The organism is Amycolatopsis acididurans (genome assembly GCF_012328925.1).
GTDB lineage: Bacteria > Actinomycetota > Actinomycetes > Mycobacteriales > Pseudonocardiaceae > Amycolatopsis_E > Amycolatopsis_E acididurans.
On sequence record NZ_JAAXLS010000094.1, the window covers coordinates 1 to 10,998 of the forward strand.

General features: G+C 70.8%; 9 protein-coding genes. 6 read left to right on the top strand and 3 right to left on the bottom strand.

The genetic code is table 11. The features are described from left to right. From HFP15_RS41630 to HFP15_RS41640, 3 genes are all read right to left on the bottom strand, one after another. A partial coding sequence (locus tag HFP15_RS41630; protein ID WP_168524060.1) for a TrbL/VirB6 family protein occupies positions 1-2,062 on the bottom strand: 2,062 nt, incomplete at its 3' end. 63 nt (positions 2,063-2,125) lie between these two features. Beyond that, positions 2,126-2,440: a pilin gene (locus HFP15_RS41635; protein ID WP_376768935.1), complete on the bottom strand. Its 315-nt coding sequence runs from the start codon at positions 2,438-2,440 to the stop codon at positions 2,126-2,128. A gap of 206 nt (positions 2,441-2,646) precedes the next feature. Continuing rightward, positions 2,647-3,717 carry a hypothetical protein gene (locus HFP15_RS41640; RefSeq protein ID WP_168524064.1) on the bottom strand — a complete coding sequence of 357 codons (1,071 nt, stop codon included), beginning with the start codon at positions 3,715-3,717 and terminating at the stop codon, positions 2,647-2,649. A 553-nt stretch (positions 3,718-4,270) separates the two neighbouring features. On the opposite strand from HFP15_RS41640, the gene HFP15_RS41645 reads away from it, so the two are divergent. From HFP15_RS41645 to HFP15_RS41680, 6 genes are all read left to right on the top strand, one after another. Next, positions 4,271-5,371, top strand: coding sequence for a hypothetical protein (locus HFP15_RS41645; RefSeq protein ID WP_210718574.1), 1,101 nt, complete (start codon positions 4,271-4,273; stop codon positions 5,369-5,371). Further along, the gene (locus HFP15_RS41650) at positions 5,368-6,570 is read left to right on the top strand and encodes a TRM11 family SAM-dependent methyltransferase (RefSeq protein ID WP_168524066.1); all 1,203 of its coding nucleotides are present in this window, start codon (positions 5,368-5,370) and stop codon (positions 6,568-6,570) included. The genes HFP15_RS41645 and HFP15_RS41650 overlap by 4 nt, the downstream gene beginning before the upstream one ends. After that, complete coding sequence (locus tag HFP15_RS41660; RefSeq protein WP_246272563.1) at positions 6,567-7,310, top strand: VUT family protein; 744 nt, start codon at positions 6,567-6,569, stop codon at positions 7,308-7,310. Before HFP15_RS41650 ends, HFP15_RS41660 begins: the two co-directional genes overlap by 4 nt. Continuing rightward, positions 7,307-8,191 carry a deazapurine DNA modification protein DpdA family protein gene (locus HFP15_RS41665; RefSeq protein WP_168524068.1) on the top strand — a complete coding sequence of 295 codons (885 nt, stop codon included), beginning with the start codon at positions 7,307-7,309 and terminating at the stop codon, positions 8,189-8,191. Before HFP15_RS41660 ends, HFP15_RS41665 begins: the two co-directional genes overlap by 4 nt. Before the next feature lie 28 nt (positions 8,192-8,219). After that, the gene (locus HFP15_RS41670) at positions 8,220-8,909 is read left to right on the top strand and encodes a recombinase family protein (protein WP_168524070.1); all 690 of its coding nucleotides are present in this window, start codon (positions 8,220-8,222) and stop codon (positions 8,907-8,909) included. A 622-nt stretch (positions 8,910-9,531) separates the two neighbouring features. Then, positions 9,532-10,728, top strand: coding sequence for a tyrosine-type recombinase/integrase (locus HFP15_RS41680; RefSeq protein WP_168524072.1), 1,197 nt, complete (start codon positions 9,532-9,534; stop codon positions 10,726-10,728). Positions 10,729-10,998 lie beyond the last annotated feature (270 nt).

Below are 10,998 nucleotides of genomic sequence, written 5' to 3' on the forward strand. Positions count from 1 at the left end.
GGGTGGGGCGTGGGGGTTTCGGCAGGTCCAGCGGGAGCCGGAGCTGACTGCCGGGGCGCGGGGCTGGCCGGGACGGCGCGGCCGAGGGCGGCGCAGCTGAGGGCGGCGATGCGGGCGTGGCGGGGACTCGCTTGATGCCGTCGAAGGGCAGCGGGTACTGCCCGGAGCGGGTCGGCCGGTTGCCCTTGTAGGGGTCGAACGGCAACTCCAGTTGCTGTCCGCCACGAGGGCGTCCACGCGGCCGACTGCCCTGGCCGGGTGGCGGCGGAGTGGGCGTGACGCGCTGGACGTCCAGCGGCAGCCGGTACTGGCCGTCGCGTCCGAGGACCGGTTTGTTCTCCGGCCAGTCGTCCCCGAGCGGCAGCGCCAGCTGGCGGCCCCGCGCGGCGCGTGCCTTCGGCGCGCTGGGTGCGGGCTTGGGCGTGGCCGCCGGTCGGCTGCGGCGCACCCCGGCAAGCGGCAACATGTACTGCCCGTCTCCGGTGGTGCGGGTGCGCGCGTAGGGGTCGGCCGGTCCACGACCCCCGCCACCGCCGTTCCCGCCACCACCGGACGAGCGGGGCCTGCGGCCACCGCCGCCGCCTCGGCCGCCGAGCAGGCCGAAGGTCTTGTAGGCGATGAAGCCGCGCACGATCGAGCCGAGCAGCGAGCGGCCACCGCCGCCGCGCAGCGACCCCAGGAACCAGAACGGGATCTTGAACAGGATGTACATCAAGGCGAGCGCGACGAGCAGGTTGACCAGCCCGGACAGGGTGGGTCCGAACAGGGTGAACCCGCCGGGTGCGAGGAACACCTTCATCGCGGTGATCAGCGTCAGGGACTGGCCGACCTGGATGGCCAAGCAACCGCCGAACGCTTTCCACCACCAGCGGGCGATGCCCTCGGTCTGCGGCAGCGCGTGGCACATCAGCGCGATCGGCGCCCCGGCGATGAGGATGATGGTGAGGGCGACGCGCACGATGTAGGTGACGAGCAGGACGATCAGCATCCCGGCGAGGAAGATGCCGATGAAGATGATGAAGATCCCGCCGTTGAGCGAACTCAACACGAGGTTTTTCAGGGTGTCGCCGGCCGAGCTGGCGTCCAGCCCGCCGCCCATCACGGCCTGCGCGAGTCCGTTGGCGATCTCGATGGCCTTGGTCGCCACCCACAAGCTGAGTGCTCCGGCGAGGAACCCGACCACGATCTGGGGCGCGATCTCTTTAATAGAGTGCCGGGTCTGGACGGTCTCGTAGCCCATGACCAGGATCCCGGCGATCAGGATCAGCAGGGCGTAGCTGGCGAGAAGGATCTGCCAGGAGTTGTTCCACAACTCGCCGATGCGCGGCAGCGAGTCCGGTGTCGGCGTGGTCAGCAGTGTCTTGGACAGCAGATCGAGAAGTGGGTTGAGCGCGGCGGTGACGATGCCCCGGAAGAAGCCGTTGATCGCGTTGGTGATGCAGCCGCCGATGTTGGTGATGCCGCAGTCGGCGTCGCCGTTGCCGCTGTCGCCGGGCGCTCCGGTGCCGGGGTTGGTCGGCGCGGGTGCCGAGGTGGTGGGTTTCGGGATGCAGCCCTCCCCCGTGCATGGGGGAGGGGCGGTGGTCGGGCTGCTCGGTGTGGCCGGGGTGCAGCCCACCTGTCCGGGGAAGCTGCATGTTGGCGCGGGCAGCCCGGTCGGGAGGGGCAGCGGTACACCGGTTGCCGGCGGTGTGGTGGTCGGCGCGGGCAGGTGGCAGACCGGCAGCGGCGAGTCCGGGCTGCACGAGTCCACCGGCGGCAGCGGCAGCGGCGGGGTCGGCGCGGGCTGCGCGGCGACCGGACCGCCGGGCGTGGCGGCGGCGTTCACGGCGAGGGTTCCGCCGAGCAGGACGACCAGGCTCACCGCCAGCATCGCCAGCGCGCGGCCTCGCGTCATCCGCGGCAGCCACGCCGTCCCCCGGCGGGGCCTGCGGTGCCGGTTGTCGGCGCGCCGGGTGGTGCTCGCGGCCGGGGGCGCGAGCAGTTCCCGGACAGTGCCGGTGGCTGTGCCGACGGCCTCCGGACGGGCCTGGGCGGGCGCGTCGGTGTGCAGGCTGGCCACGGTCGGAGCGGCCGATGTCGCACGACGGGTGGGCCTGGTCGGGCCTGGTCGGCGGGCCATGGCTCAGGCCCCCACGATGCCCTGGAGCACGGTGACGACCAGCGGCGCGAGCGCGGCCAGGCCGTAGCCGATCCCGGCGGCTTTGAACGCGGTCTTGGCCTTCTCGATCTCGCCGGGGTCGCCGCCGCCCATGACGTAGCGGACCCCGCCGATGGACAGGAAGACGGTCGCGAGGCCCGCCAGAATGCCCATCACCCAGTTGCGGATGTTGGTCAGCACCTGATCGATCGACCCGGCCAGCGCGAGCACCTGCGTGGTCTCCGCGTGCGCCGCCGAGGCGGACAGCACCAGTGCGACGACAGCCAGCTCGGTGATCACCAGGAGCCGCCGGCGGACGGTGCCGCGACGCCCCGCCGGAGCACGAGAGGTCGGAGGTGTGGTGGGTGCGTCGGCGCTCGGCCGGGACACGCAGGACCGGATCCGATGGGCTGGCCGAGCCGTCGTGAGGTGCGTGGTGGCAGGACGGCGGCGAGGCCGATGGTCGCCGCCGCGGTGGTGCGGTGGGCGGCGAGTGAGGGAACGGGTCAGGCGCATCGCGGCACTCCCGGAGTCGTGCCCGAGGGCCGCCGGGTGGTGCCGGCGGGCCGGGTGGGCGAGGTGGTGTGCGCGGGAGCGGCTGCTTTTCTCCCGCAGCCCTGGACTCCGGATTTCGGGGTCTTTTTCAACACGCGACCCCGAACTTTTTTCGACGACTTTCCCCCGACGGCCGTTACCGTGCGTGATGTGTCGGGCTGGCTTGTGGCGGGGCGCGCGGCCCGTCGGGCGGCGGTGCGGGCGGCGGCGATGATGGTCGCCGCGTGGACCGCGCGGACCTCCACATCGCGTTCGCGGCGCTCGCCGGAGTCGTCGTGCGGGGCCTGCTCGGCGAGCCAGGCGGCCAGCTTGTGCTCGGCACGCCGGCGGACTTGTTCAAGGGCCTTGTAGCTCACGCCCCGGTCCGCGGCGGCCTGGGCGAGCGTGTACTCCGGCTCCAGCCGGGTGGCGCCGATCAGCTCGGCCTGCTCGCCGGTGATGACGCCCTCGGCCACCGCGCGCGCGAGCACGAAATCCTCGTGCCCCCACGGCAGGCTCGGCTCGCTGGAGTGGAAGCCCTCATCCGTCGGTATCGGGCGGTCCAGCGCCTCGCGGATAAAGACGTGACCGGCGCGCAGCGCCGCGCAGCGCAGCCGCCACAGCACCCACGGCCGGGCGAGGTCCATGTGCGCCAGCTCGGACAGAAAGCCGGTCAGCACGGCGGCGTGAATGTCGTGATGGTCGTCGGCGTACTTGCGGCACAGCTTGGCCGTGATGGGGATCAGCGCGTGCAACGCCAGCCCGACGCAGGCCACCGTCCAGGCGCCGCCCTCATCGCGGGAACGGGTGACCAGGTGCACCCAGGCCGAGTCCACGGTCGCCAGCGCCAACTGCGGATCGCGCAGCAGGGTGGAAAGCTCATCCAGCGCAATCCGCCGCCGAGGCAGACCGGGGAAGAAGCGGCCATCGATCCACAGTGGTTCCGGTCCGGTGACCAGCCACCGAAACGCCGTCCGCGCGGAGTCCAGCGGCAGCGATTCACGCGCGAAAGGCGCGTTACGGAATACACGATTCGCCGGCATAGTCGGCTCCTTTGCGTGGCCGGAGAAACAACGACCAGGCAAGGACGCCAAATCAAGTCCACCAAAACGCCACCAAAGCGCCACCGGAGTGCCACCAAACCGCCACCGATGATCTTGAATGATCGTTTCCGCCCGCCACCAAGATCATCGTCAACCCCGCCGGGACGCCCACCGCAGCTCACATCAAGATCATTTACATGATCGCCGGTAATAGCCTCTGAGCTGCTGTAACGATGTTTCGGTGGCGGTTTGGTGGCGTTTTGGTGGCGGGCCACGTGATCCCGACGGCCGACACGGCACACGTCCGGGGTCGAGGCGGGAGAAACCCGTCGAAGTTTTTTCTAGCTTTCTTCAGCGGCGGGTGCCCTGGGGTTCTTCGCGCGCGGGCGCGCGAGCGTCTTTTCCACTCTGTCGCTATGCGGGCCGGGCGAAAAATATTTGAAGAAAGTTGGGTATGGGCTGTTGAAAAAGGGGCCGGATTTCGGAGTCCAGGAGTGTTCCAGGGCGCCCCGTCCACACGCGGCGCAACACCCGAGGCTCTGCGAGGAACCCCATGCCCCAGTCCGACCACCCGGCGCGCCGGTCCGCACCGCATGCCCCGTTGCGACGCGGCGACTCCACCCGCCCGGCGAGCACCCGCTCGGCTACCCGCCGGGGCGTCGAGCGCCGCCCCTATCCGACCGCGTCGTCCACCACTAGGGTCAGCCCCGCCAAGCCCGGCTCGCCGGGTGCACGCGCGCGGTCGCGCGGGTCGAGTTCGACGCCGACGCCGGCGACGGTGTGGACGGCCGGCCCGGCGCCGGTCGACCTCGACGCGACCTGGCCGGCACCGATCGTCACCAAGATCGTCGGCGCGTTCAGCGAGCCCGGCGGGCGGGTCGCGCTGCTGCCCTGGCCGACCGCGCGGCCGACCCCGAGCGAGCGTCCGCGGCTCACGCCGGTCTTCTCCGATGGGGTGCTCGCCCACGCTCCCGGAGCCGAGCCGGACGACGCAGTGGCCGACGCGCTCGCCGCCGTCGAGGGCCTGTACCGGACCGCCCGCGTGGTGCGCGTCCCGGTGGATCCGGCCGCCACCGGTCCGGGGTCGCGACCATTCTGGGCCGACCTTGTCGGCACCCCCAACGGCGCACCCGCAACCGTCTCCGAACTGTCGCGTCCAGACCTCACCGGCGGGGAGTTCGACGGCGCCGACGCCGCGCCGGCGGACACGGACTTGATCATCACGAGCCTGCGCCCCGAGCACGGCGGCGACCACACCAGCGACCTGGTGGCACTGGCCGCGGCCCGGCTGCTGCGGGTCGGCGGGATCCTCGCCGTGCTCACGCACTGTAACTGGCCGGCGGGTGAGCTGATCGACCCGACCGGCGCGGTCGTGGCCGCCGCGCAGAACGCCGACCTGCTCTACCTCCAGCACATTGTCGCCCTCCACGCGCCGGTGCGCGAGGGCCGGTTCGCCGTCGAATCCCTCACCGCACTCGACACCACAACGGCCGAGGACGAGGCGCGCGCCGCGCATCGCGCGGCCGTGCGCGGGCTGCCCGCGCCGCATCGGCGCATCCACTCCGACGTCCTGGTTTTCGCCCAGCCGCACGAGTACGAGCCCCTGTCCGTGAGCCCGGCCGAGCAGGCGTTCGACACCGGATTCATCCGATGACCAGCGCCGAGTTTCCGCACCCCGCCCAGCCCGCAACCCACCGCCAGGAAGGCACGCTCGTGGCCGACGACCGCGCCCAGCACCCACTGCCCCACACCCCTGCAAGCACTGCTGCCGACACCGCGTCGGCCGCCGCAGAGAACGCGGTCGACGGGCCGACCCAGCGCATCCCGCGCGCCGTCATCGACACCCTCGACACCGCCACCACATCCGCGGGTGTCACCGACGACACGGTGCGGGAGCTGGCGGTGTCGGTGTGGACGACCGCGCAGACCGCCTCGGCCGCGCAGCGCAAGAACCGGTACGTGGCCGAGTCGACCGCGCATCCCGCGAAGATGCTGCCGGCGGTCGCCGCCCACGCGATCGCCCACTACACCGAGCCCGGCGACTTGGTGCTCGACCCGATGTGCGGGATCGGCACCACGTTGGTCGAAGCCGTGCACGCCGGGCGGCGCGCGGCGGGGATCGAGTACGAGCCGCACTGGGTCGACGTCGCCCGCGCCAACCTCACGCTCGCCCACACCGCCGGGGTGGAACACGACGGGCGGGTCTTCCACGGCGACGCCCGCCAGATCGCCGCACTCTTGCCACCGGAGTATCTCGGGCAGGCCGCGCTCGTGGTCACCTCCCCGCCGTACGGGCCGTCCACGCACGGGCAGGTGTCGGTCGCGCCCGGCGCGGGGGTGCAGAAGTACCACCACCTCTACGGCAACACCCTCGACCGCGGGAACCTCGCCAACATCGGGCACCACCGGCTGCTGTCCGGGTTCACTCGCATCCTCGCCGGGCTGGTGCCGTTCCTGCGGCCCGGCGGGCACATCGCCATCACCATCCGCCCGTGGCGCGAGCACGCCGAACTGATCGACCTGCCCTCGCAGATCCTGGCCTGCGGCCTACACGCCGGCCTGATCCCCGTCGAGCGGTGCGTCGCGCTGCTGGCGCGCGCGGCCGAGCACGACCTCGTGCCGCGGGGGTCGTTCTTCCAGCGCGACTTCATCCGCAAACAGCGCGAAGCCGGGCTGCCCCTGCATCTCATCAGCCATGAGGACGTCCTGGTGTTCCGCGCGCCGCTGCGCCGGAGCGCGAGTTCAGGAATTGCGACGAACCATCAGGATTCCCGACGCCACGTCAGCGCCCGGACACGACACGCCGGGAACCCGAGGGGTGGCTCGGGCGTGTCGGGGAGTTGGGCGGCATGAGCACCCGACCAGGCCGCGCCACACCGCGATCCGGGCGCGACTCCGCCCCCGCCCTCGTCGCCGTCCCCACGACGGCGGCGGGGGCGGTGCGGGCGGCCACCCCGGACACGTTGACGGTCGCCGCGAGTCCGGGGCCGGTCATCGGCTCAGTCTGTACCGGCTATGGCGGGCTGGACCTCGGGGTGCTCGCCGCGCTCGGCGCGGGCCGGCGCGGCCAGTCAGCGGCTCGTCGCGTGACAGCGGTGACCGTGGTGGTGCTGGCCGCCTACGTCGGCAACATCGTCCTCGCGAACTGGACCTCAACGCACTGGAGCCCACTGCAGTTCGGCGTGTTCGCGGTACCCGCCGGGACACTCTGGGCTGGGATGACCTTCACCCTGCGCGATCTGCTGCACGAGGCGCTCGGCGGACGCGGGGTACTCGGCGCGATCGCGGCCGGCGCCGGGCTGTCCTGGCTGCTGGCCACGCCGCAGATCGCCGTGGCCAGCGTGCTCGCCTTCACCACCTCGGAACTGATCGGCTCGATCGTCTATAGCCGACTGCGCGGCCGGGCGGTGCTCGGCGCCGTGCTCGGCTCGAACCTGGTGGGCCTCGGGATCGACAGCGTGCTGTTCGTGCCCCTGGCCTTCGGCGGCTTCGCCCTTGTACCCGGCCAAGTCCTGGGCAAGACCGTCGCCACCGCGCTCACCGTCGCGGCGCTCCTCGCGGCGAAGACAGCCCGGCGGGCGGTGCGGCGATGAGGTTCTACCTCGGCGCCCACCAGCCCGCCTGGCTGGCCCGCGACCTGGGCGTGCCCCTGCTGATATCGCACCGACGGCTGGCCGGCCGGCGCAGCCTGCCGCGCGCGAGCGGGCCGTGGGCGTGTGATTCCGGGGGCTACTCGGAGTTGTCGCTGTACGGCCGGTGGCGCACCACCGAACACGCCTACGTCGCGGCGCTTCGCCGCTACGACAGCGAGATCGGCCACCTCGCGTGGGCCGCGCCGATGGACCACATGACCGAGGCGCATGTCTTGGCCCGCACCGGCGCCACGGTGCGCACCCACCAGCAGCGCACCGTCGCCAACTATCTCCGGCTGCTTGAGCTGGCGCCGGAGCTGCCGATCATCCCGGTGCTGCAAGGCCAGTCCATTGCCGACTACCACCGCTGCGCCGACATGTACGAACGACACGAAGTCGATCTCGCCGCGCTGCCGCTGGTCGGGGTGGGCAGTGTGTGCCGACGTCAGCACACCGCAGAGGTCGAACAGATCATGCGGTCGCTGGCGGCTCGGGGATACCGCTTGCACGCTTTCGGCGCGAAGGTGCTCGGGCTGGGGCGCTATGCCGACACGATCTCCAGCAGTGACTCGGCCGCCTGGAGTTTCCGGGGCCGGTATGTCCTCGGCTGCACGCCCAGCCACCGCAGCGAATCCAACTGCCTGCGCTTCGCGCTGGCCTGGCACACCCGGCTCCTGACCTCACTGCGCGCCGAGGAACCCGGCCGCGGGCCGACTTCCGCGCGCGGCAAGAAATCGCGAGCACGCGACCAGAGAAACGGACGCACCCGCCCCGGCTCGCCGCGCCCACGCCATGTGCGGGGCCGGATGGCCGCTCGCGCGCAGAACTCGCCCGCGGCGTAGCCCCCTTTTCACGGAACGGAGTATCGCCATGCCTTCGAACACCACCACGCAGGATGAGTCCGGCGACATTCCGCGCTGGGTCGCGACCGCCCGACGGGAATCACACGCCAGGCGTCTCGTCACCAGGACAGCCCGCCTGTTCCGCTCGCGCCAGCGCACCCGCCCCGGCACCTACCCGAGTACCGACCGCGGTATCAAGTTGGCGTTGTCGCGGCGGGTCCTGCGCGACTACCACGCCACCAACCTCGCCAAAGCGCGCGCCGGGTCCGAGGAACTGGTGCGCGCCGGGTTCAACACCGGCGACGTGCCCTACGGCTACCGAGCCGATCGCGTCCGGGTCACGCCGCCCGGCCGGCGACCGCGCTGGCGCACCCGGCTCGTTATCGAGCCGGTTGAGGCAGCCACCGTGCGCATGATCTTCGTGTGGCGCGGCGAAGATCGGGTGCCCGTCCGCGAGATCCGGCGGCGGCTCGCCGCGGCGCGGTACCCCGCGCCGCTGGACCCCGAGACCGGGTTGCCGGGCGTGTGGACAGTGCCGATCATCCGGGCCGTCCTGCGGAACCCGAAGTACCTCGGGCGCCAGGTCTGGGGCCGCCACCACGGGCGGCAGACACACCCCGACCGGTGGGTGTGGTCGCCGGCGTGGGCGCACCCACCGATCGTCAGCGCTGAACTGTTCGCCGCAGCCAACCCACGCCTCCAGACGGCCGCACGATGACCGGCAACCACTACCCAGACGGACTGACCCCGGACGACATCACCACGCTGCAGCGCGACGTCGACGACGAACTCCGCCGCGAGGGATACCCCGTACCCCACTGGCCCGACCCGCCATGCCTACCGCAGCCCCGTCCCAGCCGGAATCGACGTGCACGGCCGAGCACGGACACAACCGAGAGCGACGCGGCATGACCACACCACCCGACCCGAAACCCAGCGCCGCGACGGCACCTCCGCATCCCTTCACCGGAGACGCCCCCGTCGGACCGCCACTGCTCTACACACCCGCCCAGGCCGCGGAAAAGCTTGCCGTCAAGGAAACCTGGCTCCGCCGCAAGGCCGGTTTACGACTCATCCCCTGCACTTTCATGGGCAAGCACCTGCGCTTCTCCGACACCGACCTACAGGCCATCGTCGCCACCAGCAGCCGACCCGCTGACCCCCGGCCGGCACACGGCCACCGTTCTCAGCGACGCCGACGCCAGCGACCGCGCTAACAACCGCAGGGGCTTCCTCCGCACCAAAGTTCTTTGCATGAACCACTGGCGCTTTGTCCTGAATGGAGCGTTCATGGACGTCCCCGTGGAAATGACCCCCACACCACAGCGAAGGAGTTCATGATGCCTTGGGCGGAACAATCCGGAGACAACACCTGGAGAGTGCGCTACCGCCGCGACGACGGCACCATCGGATCCCTACCCGGGTTCCCCGACGAGACCGCCGCCGACACCTACATCGCGGATATGGAAGCCGACCAACGCAAAGGCACCTGGATAGACCCCACCGCCGGGCAGATCACCGTCGCCGCCTGGGCACCCGACTGGCTCGAATCCCTCGACATCGACCAGCGCACCGAAGAAAACTACCGCAGCTTCCTCAACAAACACATCCAGCCCCGCTGGGGCACCACCGCGCTCGCCGACATCACCAACCTCAAAGTCCGCACCTGGGAAAAGAAACTCCGCGCCAGCGGACTAGCCAAGACCACCGTGGACAGCATCATCAAGTGCTTCTCCCTCCTGCTCGCCGACGCCGCCGCCGAAAAACTCATCGCCGCCAACCCCATCCAAGCCCGCCGCAGGGGGCGGCGCCGTCGCACCCAGCGCACGCCCCGCAAAGTCTGGGCCGAACCGCACGAGGTGCTCCTGATCGCCGACCAGGTCGCGCTCAAGTACGGACCGGGCGGAGCCGTGCTCGTCGTCACCGCCGCATGGACAGGCAACCGCTGGGGCGAACTCGCGGGCCTCCAACGCCCCAACCTTCACCTCTTCGACAACGACACCGGCCACCTCGCCGTCGACCCCGACATCGGCGCACTCCACGAACCCAACAAAGGCCCCCTGTTCCTCGGCCCCCCGAAAACCGAAGAATCCGCCCGCACCGTCACACTGCCCCCGTTCCTCGTCCGCCTGCTCCGCGCGCACCTGGACACCCACGACCACCCCCACGTGTTCATTACGCCGGAAAAGAAACTCCACCGCCGCAGCAACTTCTCACGGCGCGCGTTCCGCCCCGCCGCCGACGGCAACAACCACATCGCCAACCCCGAGACCCGGCTCCACGCAGTCAAACCCGGGCTCAAGTTCCACGGCCTGCGGCACAGCCACAAAACCTGGATGATCGACGACGCCGTCCCCGAAATCGCCCAAGCACTCCGCCTCGGCCACGTCCTCGCCGACAAAGTCCAAGAAACCTACTCCCACGTCGCCCGCGCCGTCGAACAACGCCTCCTCGACGCACTCCAAGCCCGCTGGGACAAAGCCACCGCCGACAGCACCACACCGTCCGACCAGATAACCTGGCGCTCGGCCGCCTGACGCGATCAGTAGATGTCGGTCAGAAAGGCAAGCGCACGATCATGTCGTGCCGCGGGTGTGTGCCTGACACCGGCGCCGCCTTTGCGGCCCGGTCTCCGCAGTGGATGAAGATGATGGCCGGTCGTGGCCGAACTTCCGCTGCCAGCTAGGTCATGTCTGACAATGTGTTGGTCCAGGTGATCACGGCGTGGAGTACGACGGCCGCGCGGTAAACGGTGGCGAGTTTGTCGAAGCGGGTGGCGATGCCGCGCCAGTGTTTGAGCTGGTTGA

Bases quoted from the DNA above. Each gene is read 5' to 3' on its own strand.
- HFP15_RS41665 (WP_168524068.1), top strand. From the start codon at position 7,307: ATGAGGTTCTACCTCGGCGCCCACCAGCCCGCCTGGCTGGCCCGCGAC.
- HFP15_RS41645 (WP_210718574.1), top strand. From the start codon at position 4,271: ATGCCCCAGTCCGACCACCCGGCGCGCCGGTCCGCACCGCATGCCCCG.
- HFP15_RS41680 (WP_168524072.1), top strand. From the start codon at position 9,532: ATGCCTTGGGCGGAACAATCCGGAGACAACACCTGGAGAGTGCGCTAC.
- HFP15_RS41640 (WP_168524064.1), bottom strand. From the start codon at position 3,717: ATGCCGGCGAATCGTGTATTCCGTAACGCGCCTTTCGCGCGTGAATCG.
- HFP15_RS41660 (WP_246272563.1), top strand. From the start codon at position 6,567: ATGAGCACCCGACCAGGCCGCGCCACACCGCGATCCGGGCGCGACTCC.
- HFP15_RS41670 (WP_168524070.1), top strand. From the start codon at position 8,220: ATGCCTTCGAACACCACCACGCAGGATGAGTCCGGCGACATTCCGCGC.
- HFP15_RS41650 (WP_168524066.1), top strand. From the start codon at position 5,368: ATGACCAGCGCCGAGTTTCCGCACCCCGCCCAGCCCGCAACCCACCGC.